At 61.6% G+C, this 17430-nt stretch carries 12 protein-coding genes and 1 riboswitch; of the genes, 9 read left to right on the plus strand and 3 right to left on the minus strand.

Translation table 11 applies throughout. The features are described from left to right. The first annotated feature begins 31 nt into the window (after positions 1-31). From KY494_RS26720 to KY494_RS26745, 6 genes are all read left to right on the plus strand, one after another. Positions 32-2179: a S46 family peptidase gene (locus tag KY494_RS26720; RefSeq protein ID WP_375143421.1), complete on the plus strand. Its 2148-nt coding sequence runs from the start codon at positions 32-34 to the stop codon at positions 2177-2179. 150 nt (positions 2180-2329) lie between these two features. Further along, positions 2330-5104 carry a type VI secretion system Vgr family protein gene (locus KY494_RS26725; RefSeq protein ID WP_219888822.1) on the plus strand — a complete coding sequence of 925 codons (2775 nt, stop codon included), beginning with the start codon at positions 2330-2332 and terminating at the stop codon, positions 5102-5104. Positions 5105-5129: 25 nt separating this feature from the next. Beyond that, positions 5130-7187 carry a phosphatidylserine/phosphatidylglycerophosphate/cardiolipin synthase family protein gene (locus KY494_RS26730; RefSeq protein WP_219888823.1) on the plus strand — a complete coding sequence of 686 codons (2058 nt, stop codon included), beginning with the start codon at positions 5130-5132 and terminating at the stop codon, positions 7185-7187. A 2-nt stretch (positions 7188-7189) separates the two neighbouring features. Continuing rightward, on the plus strand, positions 7190-8788 hold the full coding sequence (locus KY494_RS26735) for a tetratricopeptide repeat protein (protein WP_219888825.1): 1599 nt from the start codon (positions 7190-7192) through the stop codon (positions 8786-8788). 4 nt (positions 8789-8792) lie between these two features. Further along, complete coding sequence (locus tag KY494_RS26740; RefSeq protein ID WP_219888826.1) at positions 8793-10385, plus strand: tetratricopeptide repeat protein; 1593 nt, start codon at positions 8793-8795, stop codon at positions 10383-10385. Positions 10386-10705: 320 nt separating this feature from the next. Continuing rightward, entirely contained in the window at positions 10706-11239 is a 534-nt protein-coding gene (locus tag KY494_RS26745; RefSeq protein WP_219888828.1) for a hypothetical protein, read from the plus strand. A 51-nt stretch (positions 11240-11290) separates the two neighbouring features. Here KY494_RS26745 and KY494_RS26750 read toward each other — a convergent pair whose 3' ends face one another. Next, positions 11291-11938: a TetR/AcrR family transcriptional regulator gene (locus KY494_RS26750; protein ID WP_219133534.1), complete on the minus strand. Its 648-nt coding sequence runs from the start codon at positions 11936-11938 to the stop codon at positions 11291-11293. A gap of 67 nt (positions 11939-12005) precedes the next feature. On the opposite strand from KY494_RS26750, the gene KY494_RS26755 reads away from it, so the two are divergent. The 3 genes from KY494_RS26755 (at position 12006) to KY494_RS26765 (ending at position 13774) form a co-directional block, all read left to right on the plus strand. Beyond that, positions 12006-12545, plus strand: a complete 540-nt coding sequence (locus tag KY494_RS26755; protein WP_258194488.1) for a DUF2867 domain-containing protein — start codon at positions 12006-12008, stop codon at positions 12543-12545. 69 nt (positions 12546-12614) lie between these two features. Beyond that, positions 12615-13226 carry a nicotinamide riboside transporter PnuC gene (gene pnuC / locus KY494_RS26760; protein WP_219133530.1) on the plus strand — a complete coding sequence of 204 codons (612 nt, stop codon included), beginning with the start codon at positions 12615-12617 and terminating at the stop codon, positions 13224-13226. Positions 13227-13243: 17 nt separating this feature from the next. Next, a complete protein-coding gene (locus KY494_RS26765; protein ID WP_219891757.1) occupies positions 13244-13774 on the plus strand; it encodes an AAA family ATPase in 531 nt (176 codons plus the stop codon). Here KY494_RS26765 and KY494_RS26770 read toward each other — a convergent pair. Both KY494_RS26770 and KY494_RS26775 read right to left on the minus strand, forming a co-directional pair. Further along, positions 13771-15915 carry a TonB-dependent siderophore receptor gene (locus tag KY494_RS26770; RefSeq protein WP_219888830.1) on the minus strand — a complete coding sequence of 715 codons (2145 nt, stop codon included), beginning with the start codon at positions 15913-15915 and terminating at the stop codon, positions 13771-13773. The two genes, KY494_RS26765 and KY494_RS26770, sit on opposite strands and share 4 nt — an antisense overlap. An 87-nt stretch (positions 15916-16002) precedes the next feature. After that, a riboswitch (TPP riboswitch) is annotated at positions 16003-16100 on the minus strand. Between the two features lie 66 nt (positions 16101-16166). Next, positions 16167-17324 carry an iron-containing alcohol dehydrogenase gene (locus KY494_RS26775; RefSeq protein ID WP_219888832.1) on the minus strand — a complete coding sequence of 386 codons (1158 nt, stop codon included), beginning with the start codon at positions 17322-17324 and terminating at the stop codon, positions 16167-16169. Positions 17325-17430: the final 106 nt, after the last annotated feature.

Raw genomic sequence — 17430 nt, forward strand, 5'->3', positions numbered from 1 at the left:
CTTTCGCCTGCTTTTTATGGAGGAGCATATCTTGTTCAAGACAATCGTTTTACCAGTCGCCTTGTTGGGGGCGTTCGCCGGCGCACACGCCGACGAAGGGCAGTGGCAACCACACCAGCTGCCACAGCTGAAAGCCGAACTGAAACGGGTCGGCATCGAAATTCCTGCGGAAAAACTGGCCGACCTGAGCAAGCACCCGATGAGCGCCATCGTCTCGCTGGGCGGCTGCTCGGCCGCTTTCGTCTCCGACGCGGGCCTGGTGGTGACGAACCACCATTGCGCGTATGGCGCCGTGCAGCGCAATTCCACGCCGGAACACAATTACATCACCAACGGCTTTCTGGCCAAGACGCGCGCCGCAGAGCTTCCGGGCGGTCCGAACAGCCTCGTGTATGTGACCGACAAGGTGGAGAACGTCAGCGAGCGCGTACTGAAAGGCTTGACGGCCGACATGAGCGGCCGCGCGCGCCACGAAGCGGTGGAAAAGCGCGTCAAGGACTTGATCGCCGAATGCGAAACGGACAAGATGTACCGCTGCTCCGTGCCCGCCTTCCACCGCGGCCTCGAGTACTACCGCATCCGCCAGATGATGATACGCGACGTGCGCCTGGTGTACGCGCCATCGGACAAGATCGGCAACTTCGGCGGCGACATCGACAACTACGAATGGCCGCGCCACACGGGCGATTATTCGTTCCTGCGCGCCTACGTGGGCAAGGACGGCCGTCCGGCCGACCCGTCGCCCGACAACGTGCCGTATAAATCGAAGGACTTCCTGGTGGTCTCGGCCGAAGGCTTGAAAGCCGGCGACGGCATCTTGCTGGCGGGCTACCCCGGCCGCACCAGCCGCTACAAGCTGCCGGCGGAAATCCGCTTCGCGCGCGATACGGCCTTCCCCCTGAAAGTGTCCGAACTGCAAGCCGACCTGGCCGTGATGGCCGATGCGACGCAGGGCGACGCGGCCTCCGCGGTGCGCTATGCGAGCGTGGTGAAAAGCATCAACAACGTGCTGAAGAAAACCCAGGGCTTGCTCGACGGTTTCGCGCGCAAGGACATTGCCGCCATCAAGGACGTGCAGGATGCCGAATTCCGCGCCTGGTACGCCAAGCAGCCGAATGTGTCGGCTACCCTGCTGGCCGAACTGGACGCGGCGATCGCCAGCGACATGGCCCTCAGCGAAGAAGAGTTCGCCTGGACGGTCGCCACCAACAGCGATCTGCTGAAAAGCGCGCGCACCGTCTACCGTTTGTCGCTGGAGCGCCAGAAAGCGGACGCCGAGCGCGAATCGGGCTTCCAGCAGCGCGACCTGGCCTTCATCAAGGCCCGTCTGGCCCGCCTGGAACAGTCGTATGTCAACAAGGTCGACCAGGCGCGGTTTGAAGCGGGTCTGAAGCGTTACGCGCAACTGGCGGCGAAGAGCCATCCGCAAGGCCTGGACGCGCTGCTGCCGGCGCCAGCGGCCGTGGCGGCCCTGTACCAGCAGACGCAACTGGCTGACACGGCCAAGCGCCTGGCCTGGCTGGAAAAGGACCAGGCTGCCGTGGCCCGGTCCGACGACGCCTTCATGCAGCTGGCCGTCAAGTTGCAGCCGGTGGAAGCGGCGCTGGAAGAGCGCCGCAAGGAAATCGACGGCAACCTGGAACGCGTGATTCCGCAATACATGCAAGCCGTGATCGCCTGGAAGAAAACACAAGGCAAGCCGGTGTATCCTGACGCCAACTCGACCCTGCGCGTCACGTATGGCACGGTCTCGCCATACTCGCCGCGCGATGGCATCACCAAGGGACCGTTCACGACCGTGGAAGGCATCGTCGAGAAAGTCACGGGCAAGGCCCCGTTCGAAGCGCCGCAAGCGCTGCTCGACGCCGTCAAGGAAAAACGCTACGGCCAGTTCCGCGATCCGGTGCTGGGCACGGTACCCGTCAACTTTTTGACCAGCGCGGACACCACGGGCGGCAATTCCGGCTCGGCCGTGATGAACAAGCGCGGCGAGCTGATCGGCCTGAACTTCGATTCCACGTATGAATCGATCACCAAGGACTGGTACTTCGACACGGCCATCACGCGCGCCATCCACCTCGACATCCGCTACATGCTGTGGGTGATGCAGGAAGTGGACCATGCGGATAACTTGCTCAAGGAAATGACGATCAAGTATCCGAAAGCTGCCAAGAAGTAAGCTTCAACTTCAGCTTGCCCCAGCGCAAAGCCGCATCCGCCCCAGGGCCGATGCGGCTTTTTACGTATGGGCAACTGGTTTGCGTTCCATCAATATGCCAGCGTCCGCCATGGTTAGCATGGACCAGGGAAACTATCCGAAGGAGGCAATATGGATGATGGCGAGCTGGCAGCCGATCTGGCGCGTCTTTTCGGAGCGGGCTGGCGAACCCAGGACAGCCGTTTGCTGCGCATGGATTTTCCGCGCGAGGACGGTCCGCCCGATACCGCGCTGCTGGTCAACAGCTTGCGGGCACACGAGGAAATGTCACGCGACTTCCGCTTCGACGTCGAACTGCTGTCCGACAATCTCCACGTTCCCCTGACAGCGATGATGGGACGCATGGTCACGATTTCGATGGTGCGCGATGACGGCAGCTTGCGCCATTTTAATGGTTATGTCGGCGAATTTCGCCTGTTGCGCAGCGATGGCGGTTTCGCGTTCTACCAGATGGTGCTGCAACCCTGGCTGGCGTTTTCCAGGCTGCGCATGGACAACGTCTCGTTCCACGAACGCACGGTCATCGACATCAGCGAAACGACCTTCGATCATTATTTGCAGCGCGACTGGCAAAACCGGCTGCATGAGGAAAAAGCGATATTAAGCTGCGCCAACCAGCATAATGAAACTGATTACAACCATCTGCACCGGCGCTGGGAAGACCAGGGTATCCATTACTGGTATGAACATCGCGCCGATGGCCATACGCTCTGTTTGGGCGACAATACCTGGCTGAGCGACAGCATCGATCCAGGCGATGGCGATGCCAGCGAAGCCGACGAGATGGTGTTTCGCAGCGACACGGGCTCGCTGGAGCACGACGGCATACGCGATTGGCAGCCAATACGGAAGATCGCGTCAGGCTCGCTCACGCTGGCCAGCTTCAACTACAAGCATCCGTATGCCAGCCGCGCCAGCGGCTATGCGCTGCACCAGCAGGGCGACGTGTTTGCCCATGAACTGTATCAAAACACCGGCTATGGCTATGCCGGCATGGGCGACGGCGAAGCGCTGGCGCAACGCCGCCTGGAGGCGCGGAACTGCCAGGCGCAATACTTCGAAGCTGGCGGCAATCACCGCGGCGCCCAGGCCGGGCGCAGTTTCACGCTGGGCGGACACTTCAGCGGCAAGCAAGCCATACCGGCCAGAGGTGAGGCGGCGCGCCCGGACATCGGCTCGCGCGAATACCTGATCCTGTCGGTCGATCATATCGCCAGCAATAATTACCAGGCAGGCACGGGCGCGAAGTCGCAGTATGAAAACCGTTTTAGCTGCATCCGCAAGAGCATCCGCTGGTATCCGGGGCGGCAGTTCAACAGCATGCCTTGTGCCTTGCCCGGCGTGCAGACGGCGATCGTCACCGGGCCGGCAGGCGAAACCATCCATACCGACGCACTGGGCCGGGTGAAGGTGCAATTCCACTGGGACCGGCTGGGCAAGTTCGACGCGGGCAGTTCGCCATGGATCCGGGTCATGACGCCATGGGCGGGCCAGGCCTTCGGCCAGATCGCGTTGCCGCGCATCGGCCAGGAAGTGCTGATCCAGTTTCTCGACGGCAATATCGACCGTCCCGTCATCGTCGGCGCGGTGTACAACGGCAACCATGCGCCGCCGTGGAATTTGCCGGGGCAACGCGTACTGGGCGGCTGGCGCAGCGCCGAGCTGATGCCTGGCGGCGGCTACGGCGTGCGCGGCAACCAGTTGGTGCTCGACGATACGCACCAGCGCATCCAGACGCAACTGAAAAGCGATCATCAGCACAGCCAATTGTCGCTCGGCTGCATCAGCCGCATCGAAGACGCCAGCGGGCGCAAGGATGCGCGTGGCGAGGGCTGGGAACTGGCGTCAGACGCCTGGGGCGTGGCGCGCGCCGGCCGCGGCATGTTGCTGACCACCGAGGCGCGCCCTGGTGCCGCCTCGCATATCAAGAGCATGGATGAAACCTTGCGCCGGTTGGCCGAGGCTGCTGAGCGGCACAAGGCGCTTGCCGCCCTGGCGCAGCATTACGGTGCGCAAGAAAGCGCCGCTCAGCAGGGTGCCGCCGCCGATGTGCTCAATGCCCAGCATGCCGCGATCAAGGGCGGTGCCGGCAGTGGCGAAAACGCATTTCCCGAACTATCGAAGCCGCATCTGGTGCTGGCCAGTCCGGCCGGTATCGAAACGACGACCGCGCAATCGACTCATATCGCCAGCGCCGAGCACACTGCGCTGACGACCGGGCGCGACCTGTCGCTGGCGGCCGGCGGCGGCCTGTTCGCCAGCATCGGCGCGGCGCTGCGCCTGTTCGTCCACAAGGCTGGCATGAAACTGATCGCCGCAGCTGGCCCGGTGCAGATCGCGGCGCAAACCGATGCGGTCGATATCGTCGCCAACAAGGTGCTGGAATTGATCAGCCAGGCCGACTGGGTGAATATTCGCGGCCGCAAAGGCGTGCGCCTGCATGGCGCCGATTGCATGCTTGAAATTAGCGACAAGGTCCAGTTTTTTACCGCGTCGCCGACGCTGTTCCATGGAAACCTGGAAACGCTGGCGCCGAAGAACCGGCCGCAACCAGAGCTGGAACCGCCCATCGCGCCGGTAGCGGGGCAATTGCAGCATACGATACAGGCCCATGCGGATGGCGGCCAGTACGCCAATGTGCCTTACACGCTGTACAACGGGGAGGCCGAAGTCGAGCAAGGCCTGACCGACGAATTCGGCCGCATCCTGATCGCGCACCAGGACGGCACGCCGCGCTACCGTGTCGTCCTTGGCAATGGCGAAGAGTTTTCATTGCAGGCGAGCGCACGCTTCGACCCGAACGCGGCGCCGGACGGCGAACATAAGCTGTCGAACCGCGGTTTGCGCGCGTTTGACGACACCGCCGATGGCCGCGGGGTTCAATGATTCACGACACTGACGGGAGAGCACCATGCCGGAATCGAGCGGCCGCATCGAAACCACCCATATCGACGAAGTCGGACGCACTGCGACCAGTTCGCTCCAGTGGCTGCTGGAAAACCGCAACCTGAAGGGCAAGGCCAGCCACCCGATCACGCACAACAACAAGCTGACGCTGTTCATTTGCGGACAGGAGGGGTTCGCCGACATCGCCGCCGAGATCGCCAGGGCTAAAGATTCCATCGACCTGTGCTGCTGGGGCTTCGACCCGGGCATGGAACTGGTGCGCGGCAACAGCGCCACCTGGCCGCGTGGCGACACGTTTGGCGACTTGCTGATCGACGCCACCACGAGGCGTCACGTCAGGGTGCGCCTGCTGATCTGGCATGACCGGATCGGTTCGCCGATGGTGCACAATATGCCGGGCCATTCGCACGGCACCTCGCCGTGGAAAACCGGTGGACAGCGCTTTGAGAACATCAGCGCAAAAGGCAGCCTGGCGATGTTGCAGGATGCGGTCGCCAGGAAAGAGATGTTCAGCGGCGGTTACAGGGGTGATAGGGTACCGCCCGAGGATATCCCTATGCTGGCGCGTGAAGAATATTGCTACAGCTGGTATGCGGCCGCGTTCCATGGCTTGTTGGGGCGCCTGACGATTCACCTGCGGCACGGCAACAGCCATGCGATAGGCAAGAGTATCGCGACCGAAACCAGCCAGCCGCACGGCTTGACGATGGGGGAAATTGAAAAGCCTGGCATGAGCTACTTGGGCACGCATCACCAGAAGACGATCCTGATCGATTTCTCCCACGAAAAGGGATCCAAGGCCGTCGGCTATGTAATGGGCCTGAACTCGGTGACCGATTATTGGGACACGACCGCCCATCTGCTCGACGACACGCGCCGCGAACAGGGCGGTGCCAACGAGCGGCGCGAGTGTTTGCAGGGAATGGCCGCGGACGGCGGGTTCTCCACGCTGAAACCGTACCAGGATTATGCCTGCCGCATCGACGGCGGCAAGGCATTGATCGCGCTGTACAACAATTTCGTGAAGGCATGGGACCGCGCGATCGACGACCGCACGCATCAGGCCGCCGGGGAATGCGTGAGTTGGTATTCGTCATGTAAAAACCCGCCGGCCCAGCTGTTGCGCGAGGCCGGGCCGGACGACTCCACCGTGCAGATCGTCCTGACCCAGCCCGAGGAACAAGACAAGACGATCAAGGAAACCTATTTTCGCGCGGTGACCCAGGCCAGCCTGGCGGCCGGCTACCTGTATGTGGAAAACCAGTATTTCCAGTATGAAGAATGGGCCCGGCACTTGCTGGCCGAGCGCAAGAAGGTGGTCGCCGCCTGGAAGGCCGGAAGCCTGAAAGCGGGCAAGACCATGCGTGATATGCCGGTCATGCACGTGTTCATCGTCATCCCCGTGCCGGAACGCGCGCAGATGGTGCCGCGCACCCACGATACGCTGGCGGCACTGGGGCAGCACGCTGGCATGACGGGCCAAAACACCATGATCGACGACTACAACAAGCGACCGAAAACCCGGCGTGTCAGGGCAGGATTCGGCATTTCCACCGAGGCGGAAGTCAAGTTGCCCGACGTGGTGCAGCATTCCAATGGCATCAACAAACCCGGCGTGATGACGCTCGAGAGCGAATTCGGGCTGAAGGTATCGGTGGCCATGCTCAATGTCAGCGCGTTTGACAACGACCGATGGCGCTACCGCGAAATCTACATCCATTCCAAATTGATGCTGGTCGACGACGTGTTCATGACCTTGGGCAGCGCCAACCTGAACCAGCGCAGCATGGCCGTCGACAGCGAAATCAATATCGCCACCATCGACCGCCGCGTGGCCCACGATTTGCGCAAGCGGGTGTGGCGCATGCATAGCGGGGGACTGGTCGATGGCGGGGAGGGGACGAAGGCGGAGATTGTGGATGCTTTTGAAAAGTGGGGAAACTTAATGAAGGCCAATCGGACGAAAAAGCTGGCAAAACAAGGAGGAGCAAAATTAAAGAAAATGATTGGTTTTTTGTTGCCATTAGAAGATAGCCGAAGTTCTACCATACGTCTGGGGTGAGCATGAAAAAGTATCAAAATATATTCATTCGCCTGCCATGTTCCGTATTGGTGGTTTTCTTGTGTATCCCTTTATTCGCCTGCAAAATGCCAAACGACAAAGAAGAAGTCTTGCCACGCAACCAAAGCCTGCCCCTCTTCAATCCACATGTCCCTGATTTTATTTGTGAAATCGAATCGAACAAGGTGCCGCCCATCGATGCGCAAGCGGAAGACTGGTTTCTCGAAGCGCGCGCCATGGAAGATCCCGAAATTGCCGTGGAAGACCGCGATTACAAAAAAATCGTCGATCTGACGCGTCAAGCGGCAGAGAGGCTGCACTGGAAGGCGATGCTCAATCTGGCCAGCCTGTATGTGGAAGGACGCGATCCCTTGCATGGTGAGGAAGACGCGGTGCAACTGGTGGAAAAGGCGATGCGGCTGGGCATACCGGCAGCTTATGACCGGATGGGGACGTATTACGCGAATGGCACGGGTGTCAACGGCGACAGCACTCGCGCCTATGCTTTCTGGCAAAAGGCTGCCGTCATGGGGAATCCTCAGGCGATGGCATTTTTAGGAGAGAAATTAAGAGCGGGAACAGACGGTGCTATCCCTGGATATTGGGCCAATATTCCTGTAGCGATAAAAATGATGGCATGTGCGCTTTCTCAGGGATACGGGCCTGCTGCGTTTAACTTGCACTATTTGTATGCAATACCAAGAGCTGCGAATGGTGATGAGATTGGCGATCGAACTCCCACAACCAAACAGCGTGCTCTAAATGTATTGCATGAGGGAGTCAAGTTTGGCTGCGCAGAATGTGCGAGCGCATTGGCAATTGAATTTGGTTCTCCTTTTGATCTTGCTGATATGCTGGCGCCATATGTGGATAAAGCTCGCGGCGAACGTTATGCGGTACTTAATCGTGAACTGGGATTCAATCCCAATGCGCGCTTTCCTAATCTGGACAAGGTCTTGCCGCTACCGCCCGCCGATCTGCCGCCTTGGAATGGCGACAGGGATACCTTGCTGCATGCCGCCAAGGGTGTGCGCCCGCCGCCAGCCATCCCGCAGCCAAGCGCCGCCTCGCTGTTACAAAAACCGTATTTCCTGGCCGCCCACTATGCGCTGCGTCCCACGGGCTTGCACAGCGACGCGCCGACTGCGCCGTTTTCCGCATACTGGCAACCGGCCGGTGGGCAGGGCTTGACGGAACCGGCCCGGCTGCTGCGCAAAGGCGAAGAGTTCCGCCATTTCAGCGTGCTCGATGCCGCTGGCAAGACCCGTTATGGCCCGGTGACATGGGAGCAGTGCCTGACGATACGGCACAACCATGGCGCCGTGGAACCGCGCGCGGTGCACGGCTTGCTGCACGAGGTGGCGCGGCCCGAGCCATGGTTGAGCTGTGCTTGCGGGCAAGCCTGTCCGGTCAGCGGCGTCTGGCAGCCGTGGGTAGCGGCCGACCATCCGCTGCAGGCCATCGTCAACCAGTACTGGCGCCAGGCGTGGCTTACCCAGGGCGCGCCGTTCCCGCGACCGCGCCGCGACTGGCTGCTCGATTTGCCTGACGACGAGGTGACGTGGCATTTGATGGATGCGTCCCTGCCTGATCTTGGATAAGGCAATGGATAGCAATCACTCCAGCATGGCTGGCACAAGAGGACGCTTCGCGTCGCTGATTGTCTTGTGCTGCCTGCTTGCCTGCAAAATGCCAGACGACAAAGTCTTGCCGCGCAACCAAAGCCTGCCGCTCTTCAATCCGCATGCTCCTGACTTCATTTGCGAAATCGAGGCAAGCAAGGTGCCGCCCATCGATGCGCAAGCCGAGGACTGGTTCCTCGAAGCGCGCGCCATGGAAGATCCTGAAATTTTCGTGGAAGACCGCGATTACAAAAAAATCGTTGATCTGACGCGTCAAGCGGCAGAGCGGTTGCACTGGAAGGCGATGCTCAATCTGGCCAGCTTGTATGTGGAAGGGCGCGATCCCTTGCATGGAGAGGAAGAAGCGGTGCAACTGGTGGAAAAGGCGATGCGGCTCGGGATACCGGCAGCTTATGACCGGATGGGGACGTTTTATGCTAATAGCACTGGCGTTGACGGCGACATCACTCGCGCCTATGTATTCTGGCAAAAGGCTGCTGTCATGGGAAATCCTCAGGCGATGACATTTTTGGCGGATAAATTAAATGTTGGACCCGCCAGTGAAGGGGCGGGCTATTGGTCCAATATTCCGGTAGCGACAAAAATGCTGGAATGTGCATTTGGGCAAGGATATGGTCCCGCAGCATTTGATTTGCATTATTTGTATGTATCTCCACGGGCTGCCAATGGGAAAATAAATGGCTCGCGTAACGCTGAAACAAAAAGTCGTGCATTAAAGGTGTTGCATGAAGGTGTTAAGTTTGGTTGTGAGGATTGTGCAAATGCATTGGCAATTGAATTCGGTTCACCTTTTGATCTTGCCGATATGCTGGCGCCATATGTGGACAAGGCTCGAGGAGAGCGATATCGTATGCTTAGTAGCGCCCTCGGCTTCAACCCCAATCGCCGCTTCCCCAACCTCGATAAAATCTTGCCATTGCCACCGGCTGATCTGCCGCCTTGGGATGGTCAACGAAAAAGCCTGCTTGACGCCGCCATGGGCGTCCGTCCGCCGCCAGCCACCCCGCAGCCAAGCGCCGCGTCGCTTTCAAAAGAGCCATATTTCCTGGCCGCCGACTATGCACTGCATCCCACCGGCTTGCACAGCGACGCGCCGGCTGCGCCGTTTTCCGCATACTGGCAACCAGCCGGTGGGCAGGGCTTGACGGAACCGGCCCGGCTGCTGCGTAAAGGCGAAGAGTTCCGCCATTTCAGCATGCTCGATGCCGCTGGCAAGAGCCGTTACGGCCCCGTGACATGGGAACAGTGCCTGACGATACGGCACAACCATGGCGCCGTGGAACCGCGTGCGGCGCGCGGCTTGCTGCGCGAGGTGGCGCGGCCCGAGCTATGGTTGAGCTGCGCTTGCGGGCAAGCCTGTCCGGTCAGCGGGGTCTGGCAACCGTGGGTGGCGGCCGACCATCCGCTGCAGGCCATCGTCAACCAGTACTGGCGCCAGGCGTGGCTGACCCAGGGCGCGTCGTTCCCGCGACCGCGCCGCGACTGGCTGCTCGACTTGCCAGACGACGACGTGACGTGGCATTTGATGGATGTGTCCATTGCAGGCCCCGGCTAACGCTTAACGCTCACGATATTTCGCATAACGAATATGTACAGGACGGCGACAAATCATCGCCGCCGTCCGCCATGGCCGGGCGGCCACTGATCAGCAGCATCACGTAAGAAATAGTGTCTATCTGCATATCCGACCTGGCCCCGGCTCCCTAGGCGGGTGCGGTTTTTTTTCGCGGCGTTGGCGACGAAGGGTCGTATTGACTCGCCGGTTTGTGGTCTCCGCGTCACCCGCACCGTACACGGGGCCGCCGACTGCTGTTTCAGAAGCGCCACGTATAATTCCTCGCACGATCCACCGCTATTTTTTTCGACAGGCCCCCCATGCCCCAGACTCCCGATTTGCCGCCGGATTGGCACGCGTTTGAAACAGATTACGACGTCGAGGCAACCTGGTTCAGGCTGGCCAGCGCCTCGCTGGCGCTGCTGGGCGCATCCGCTTTCAAGGATCAGGTATTTTCAGCCTTTGCCTTCAATGCTGTATCGTTTCCATCGCTTTCGCTGAGCTTTGACACCGATCCCGGTAACAGGGAGCGCGATTACTATCCTCCGGACTGGTCGAACGAGTGCATGGAAGACGATGTACCGGAAATTGGCCAACTGTGGGAGGAGGGCTACGCAAGGATCGAAGGCGCGCTGCGCGAGCTGATCGACGCGGCAGATGACGAACTGCTCTGCGCCATCGAGGAAGGCTATCTGCACAGTCTCAGGAAAACCATGGTGCGGCTGGAAACGCGCCATGCCTTCGAGCAGATCAAGACGTGCGCGCCGTTCTGGACCGTGGTCACGCAAGTCGATGCCGATACGGATGAAGAGGAGCGCCTGCTCGAGCAGGTGCGCCAGGGCTTTCTGGCGTGAGCGCCATATCAGGGCTTGCCAGGCCCTGACTTCTGCCTGCCGATAACTGAGTCAATTCGACTGTATTGCGGTTGTCCCTCCTGGCAAGGCCGCCTGCCGCAGCGCCTCCACCGGCAACTGAAAAAAGCGCGGCACCATGGCCGGCGACAGCGCGTCGCCGCCGTCCGCCATGGCCAGGCGACCGCTCAGCAACAGCATCACGTAGCCGTGGCCCAGCGACCAGCCGGCGCTGGCGGCGGCCTTGTCCCAGCGCGCATCGAGACCCGCTTCGCGCACGGCCGCGCCGGCCGTCTGCAGCACATACTGGAAGCACGCTTGCGCCGCTTCCTGCAGGGCGGGGAACTGGCGCACGTCCTGGTGCTCGAACATCAGCCGGTAGTGGGCGGGCGCGGCCAGGGCGAATTCGATGTATTGCTGGCCGAGCAGCTGAAAACGCTGCTCGGCGGGCAGGCTGCCCGGCGGCGGCAGTTCTGCCTCCCATTTGGCGATCAGGCTGGCGAAGCCGGCCGCCGCCACGTCGGCCAGCAAGGCTTCCTTGCTGGGGAAGTGGCGGTACACGGCGGCGATCGATACGCCCACCGTGCGCGCCAGTTCGCGCAGCGACAGGGCGGCGTCGTGCTGCTGCGCCAGTTGCGCGATGGCGGTGGCGACCAGGGTGTCGCGCAAGTTGCCGTGATGATAGGTGCTCGTTGTTGTCATTCTATGTTATCGCTGTTCACATTGTCGTGTATGATGGTCATGTTATCACTGAACACATGGAGAGCACATGCAAGAGATGAACATCGCCGTCCGCGCCGTGGCCTTGCCGCCCGGCGCCAGCATCGCCCCGTTGTACCCGGGCAGCAACCTGGCCGATGCGTATGCCGTCGACCTGCCGACTGCGCGCGCCCGCGAACTGGACATGGAAAGCCTGGCGCGCCAGCTGCTGGGCAGCCAGCCGGGCTGGGCGCGCAAGCTGATGGTGCTGCGCGACGCCATCGTGGCGTGCTTCGGCATCAAGACGGCCAGGCAGATGGAAGCCAGGCCAGGCAAGCGCATCGGCATCTTTCGCATCTTTGCCGTCAGTGACGACGAAATCATCGTGGGCGAGGATGACAGCCACCTTGATTTTCGCATCTCGGTGCTGCGCCAGCGCGACGCGGGGCAGGAACAGTTCGGCAGCGTCACCGTGGCCAGCGTCGTGCATTGCCACAACTGGGTGGGGCGCGCCTACATCCTGCTGATCCGGCCTTTCCACAAGCTGATCGTGCGGCGTTCGCTGGCGCGCGCCGTCAAGGGGGCTTTGCCTGAGGGGGGAGGGGCGTGACGGCGCGGGCAATCTTGCTTATTCATGGCCGGTATTGCATACTGCGCCACCAGCCTCATCACGATTCCCATGAACGATACGCTTCTCCTGCTGGGTTTTGCCACCACGCCGCTTGAACTGATTTCCTTTGTCCTGGCACTGACAACCGTTGCGCTGAATATCCGCCAGAATCACTGGGCGTGGCTATTCGCCATCATTTCCTCGGCCGCCTACGGTTTCGTGTTTTTCGAGTCGCGCCTGTATGGCGACATGGCCTTGCAACTGCTGTTCATCAGCGTCTCGTTCTGGGGCTGGTACCAGTGGCTGCATCCGGCCAGCGGCGGCAAGACGCTGCCCGTCACGCGTCTGAATGGACGCGGCTGGCTGGCTTGCGCCGCGGGCTGGCTGATCGGCTTCCTGCTGATTGCCTGGCTGCTGACGACGACGGATACGGACGTGCCCCATGCGGATGGTTTCCTCACGGCAGGTAGCCTGGTGGGGCAATTCCTGTTGTCGCGCAAGAAACTGGAAAACTGGATTGCCTGGATCGTCGTCGATGTGCTGTATGTCTGGCTGTACCTGCACAAGGGCCTGACCCTGACGGCCGTGCTGTATGGCTTCTTCGTCGTGATGGCCATTATCGGCTTGCTGGCGTGGAAAAAGTCGGCGCCGGCCGCGCCCGACGCGATGGTCCTCAAGTGAGGGTGCCTTGCGTGCGCGTGGCGATCCTGGGCGCGGAATCGTCGGGCAAGTCGACCCTGGCGGCCGCACTGGCCGAGTGCTACGGCACCGTCTGGGTGCCGGAATACTTGCGCGAATTCGTGGCAACGCAGGGCAGGGTGCCCGTCGCGGCCGACCAATATGGTATTGCGCGTACGCAAGTCGAACGCGAAGCGGCAGCCGCCGCGCAAGCGCGTCAATTCCTGTTTTGCGACACCACGCCCTTGATGACGGTGGTCTACAGCCGCCATTATTTTGATGGCGCCGACGTGCAGCTGGCGGCGCTGGCCGATGCCACGCAGTACGACGTGACGTTGGTGACGGCGCCCGACAGCCCGTGGGTAGCCGACGGCTTGCAGCGCGAGTCGGAAGCCGTGCGCCAGTTGATCTACCGCTACCTGCTCGACGAGCTCGACGCGCGCGGCATCGCCTACCACGTGCTGCGCGACAGCCTGGAGGCGCGCCTGGAACAGGCGGCGCCTTTGCTGCGGCAGGCGCTTGCCGCGGCGCCTGCCATTTCCCTCAATTAAAAGTCGAACTGGGCCGACACCTTGAACGTGCGGCTGGCGCCCGGGTACAGGTAACCGTCGGACTCAGGCGTCACGTCGCGCCAGTAGAACTTGTCGGCCACGTTGTTGACGGCGGCGCGCAGCACGGCGCGCGTGCCGGCAATGCGCGTGGCGTAAGCGGCGCCCAGGTTGAACACGTGGTACGACGGCACGAAGGTCGTGTTGTTGTACTCAAACGCTTTCTTGCCCGCATATTCCCAGCTGCCATTCACGCTCAAGCCCGCCACTTGCTGCACGGCGTAGTCCGCATGCACAGCCGCCTTGAAGGCGGGCACGTTCGGCACGCGCTTGCCGTCGAGGTCGGCACTGCCCGTGTTCGATTGCTGGCTGTTCAGGGCCGTCAGCGAGACGCCCAGGTTCAGGTCGCGGGTCGCCTTGCCTTGCGCGGACAATTCCAGGCCACGGTGCTGCGCCTGGCCTTCACGCACGAAGTAGCCGGCGGCATTCTGAAATTCCAGGCCCTTGCGGATCTGGAACAGGCTGGCTGCCAGCATGAAGTCCGGCGTCACATCCATCTTCACGCCCAATTCGATCTGCTTCGAGCGGCTCGGTGTCAGCTCTTCGTTGGCATTCATCGCCTTACGGTCGGCCGTGCCGCCATGTTCCATGCCTTGCGAATAGGCCGCATACACGGACACATTGTCGAGCGGGGTGTAGACGAGCGAGACGTTGGGCAGCAGGAAGTCGTGCTTGGCGCGGATTTCCTTGTCGGCCTTCAACACATACTGGTAGCCGTCGACGTCGATATGACGCAAGCCGCCATGCAGCTTCCAGTTTTGGGCCAGGCTGACGATGTCCTGCACGAAGACGGAGTTTTCCGTATCCTTGCGCACCAGGCGCACGGGGCCCGTGACGCCGGGCGACGTGCCGACGATCTGCGGCTGATAGATGTTGCTCACGCCCACCCAGTCGTACACGTACAGGCCGGCGCGGTCCTTGCGGCGGAAGGTCGAGACGCCGGCCGTGAAGTCATGGCGCAGGGCACCGGTGGCGAACTTGCCCTGGATCATGGCTTGCGCGCTCAGCGGCTTTTTCGTCTCGCCCAGGCTACGGTAGTCATACACGTCGTAGTCGCCATTGCCGCAGAAGCCAGGGTACAGGTCCTGTCCGCTGCAGCCATACGGGAAGGCCGTGTAGTCGTCGCGCTTGAACGAGTGCTGGTTGGCCGACAGGGTGGCGTGCCAGTCGTCGTTGAAGGCGTACTGGAAGCGCAGGCCGATGTTGCTGGTGACCGTTTCCACGGGGCGCGTCCACGGCTGCAGGTTGAGCATGGCGTCGGCGCTGATGCCGGTCGGTAAGGTGGTGTTATTCAGCAACTGGAAGCCGGGCGCCGTCGCCTGCGCCTTGTCCTGGTAGTCGGCATCGAGCTGCAGCAGCGCTTGCGGCGAAATCTGCCAGTCGAAGGCGCCGGAAATGAACTTGCGGTTGCCATCCGCACCCTTGATGTAGGAACGCAGGCGCTCGGCCGCCACGTTGATGCGGTAGCCGAAGCGCGTGTCTTCCAGGCGGCCGCCCAGGTCGATGGCGCCATACAGGGTGCCCCGTTCGCGCGCTTCCACGGTGACGGTGCGCAATGGCGTGTTGGTCGGGCGCTTGACGATGAAGTCGATCACGCCGCCCGGCGCGGCCACGCCCGCTTGCAAGCCGGCCAGGCCCTTCAGCACTTCGATGCGTTCCTTGTTTTCCAGCGGAATTTGCGTGTCGCCAGGAATGGCCACGCCATCCTTGCGGTAGCTGGAATTGTTGTCGAGCTTGAAGCCACGGATGGAAAATTGCTCCGCATAGCCGACGGCGTTGTAGGCGTCGTTGATGCTGGCGTCGAGCTTGACGGCATCGCTGAGATTGCGGATCTGCAAGTCCTGCATGTCTTTTTGCGAAATGACGGTGACGGACGCGGGTGTCTGCAGCAGCGGCGCGTCGCTAAAGCCGCCCACGGAGGCGCGCTTGGCGGCCGGCGCCTTGCTGGCCGTGACGACGACTTCGGCCATGCTTGGCGTGTCGGCCTGCGCTTCGGCGCCGTCATGCGCGGCCAGGGCGGGCGCGGCAAACGCGTGCAGGATGGCCAGGGTCAAAACGGAAACAGATAAATTCGGTGTGGACATAGAATGCTCGTGGTTCAAGCCGCCTCTTGGGAAAGAGCACGGCAGGCTGCTTGTTCGGCTGGCGCCAACGCAGGAGCTATCAAAGGAGGGAGGTACTTTGCGCTTTCCTTCGCTGGCATTATCCAGATCAGGTACGAAGGGTATCTCTCACCCGGATGACTGCTCCAGGACCCCTAGCGAAATGACAGCTTAGCATGAAGCACGGCCAACTGTCCCGCTGGCTGACCGTTTTACAACAGTGTGGCGCGAATCTACAAACTGAGTTCCAGCACCTTGCGGCTGACGGTGGGCGTCACCTCGCGCTGTTCGCCCAGCGCCGTCATGCCGTGCGCTTCCAGGGCGGCGACGACGGCGTCCACGCTGGCATGGTTCAGGCCATAGTCGGCCAGGCGCGTCTTGACGCCCATGTGGCGGAAGAAAAATTCCGTGCGCGCGATGGCCGCCTCGATGCGGCCATCCTCGTCGCCGCCATCGAGGCCCCAGACGCGGGCCGCGTATTGCAGCAGCTTGGCGCGCTTGGCCTGCTTGCGCACGCGCAACATGCTGGGCAGGATGATGGCCAGGGTTTGCGCGTGATCAAGTTCATACAGGGCCGTCAATTCGTGGCCGATGGCGTGCGTGGACCAGTCTTGCGGCACGCCCACGCCGATCAGGCCGTTCAAGGCCAGGGTGGCGCTCCACATCACGTTGGCGCGCACGTCGTAGTCGTCCGGGTGCGACAGGGCTTTCGGGCCTTCCTCGATCAGGGTCAATAAAATGCCTTCGGCGAAGCGGTCCTGCACGGACGCGTTCACAGGGTAGGTCAGGTATTGCTCCATCACATGCGCAAACGCATCGACGACGCCATTGCCCACTTGGCGCAGCGGCAAGGTGAACGTTTTCGACGGGTCCAGCACGGAAAATTTCGGGTATACCTTGCGGCTCATGAACGAGCGCTTTTCCTGCGTGGCCTTGCGCGTGATCACGGCTGAACCATTCATTTCGGAACCCGTGGCCGGCAAAGTGAGCACCGTGCCGAAGGGCAGGGCGGCCTCGACGATCTTGCCACCTTTCGCCAGGATGTCCCACGCCTCGCCCTCATGCAGGGCGGCGGCGGCGATGAACTTGGTGCCATCGACCACGGAACCGCCGCCGACGGCCAGCAGGAAATCGATGCGCTCGCTTTTCACGAGGGCCACGGCCTGCATCAGGGTTTCATAGCTGGGATTGGGTTCGATGCCGGCAAATTCGAGCACCGTGTGGCCGGCCAGCGCCGCCCTGACTTCATCGTAGACGCCGTTGCGCTTGATGCTGCCGCCGCCGTAGGTCATCAGGACCCGCGCCTGCGGCGGGATCAGGCCGGCGATGGCGGCGATCTGGCCCTGGCCGAAGAGGATTTGCGTCGGATTGTAAAAGTCGAAATTGAACATGGGGCTCCCGCTGCCGAGGTTTAGGCTGTTGCTGAGCCATGATTATGGCCGAACGGGTGAAATCGTGTCGTGGACGCTTGAGCTTTTCGCCCGCGCGGTGGAGAAT

Origin of the sequence: Janthinobacterium sp. PAMC25594, assembly GCF_019443505.1 — a bacterium.
Taxonomy (GTDB): domain Bacteria; phylum Pseudomonadota; class Gammaproteobacteria; order Burkholderiales; family Burkholderiaceae_D; genus Janthinobacterium.

Coding starts and splice junctions, on each gene's coding strand:
- KY494_RS26775 (WP_219888832.1), bottom strand. CDS start 17,324: ATGTTCAATTTCGACTTTTACAATCCGACGCAAATCCTCTTCGGCCAG.
- KY494_RS26725 (WP_219888822.1), top strand. CDS start 2,330: ATGGATGATGGCGAGCTGGCAGCCGATCTGGCGCGTCTTTTCGGAGCG.
- KY494_RS26755 (WP_258194488.1), top strand. CDS start 12,006: ATGCAAGAGATGAACATCGCCGTCCGCGCCGTGGCCTTGCCGCCCGGC.
- KY494_RS26770 (WP_219888830.1), bottom strand. CDS start 15,915: ATGTCCACACCGAATTTATCTGTTTCCGTTTTGACCCTGGCCATCCTG.
- KY494_RS26730 (WP_219888823.1), top strand. CDS start 5,130: ATGCCGGAATCGAGCGGCCGCATCGAAACCACCCATATCGACGAAGTC.
- KY494_RS26740 (WP_219888826.1), top strand. CDS start 8,793: ATGGATAGCAATCACTCCAGCATGGCTGGCACAAGAGGACGCTTCGCG.
- KY494_RS26735 (WP_219888825.1), top strand. CDS start 7,190: ATGAAAAAGTATCAAAATATATTCATTCGCCTGCCATGTTCCGTATTG.
- KY494_RS26745 (WP_219888828.1), top strand. CDS start 10,706: ATGCCCCAGACTCCCGATTTGCCGCCGGATTGGCACGCGTTTGAAACA.
- KY494_RS26750 (WP_219133534.1), bottom strand. CDS start 11,938: ATGACAACAACGAGCACCTATCATCACGGCAACTTGCGCGACACCCTG.
- pnuC (WP_219133530.1), top strand. CDS start 12,615: ATGAACGATACGCTTCTCCTGCTGGGTTTTGCCACCACGCCGCTTGAA.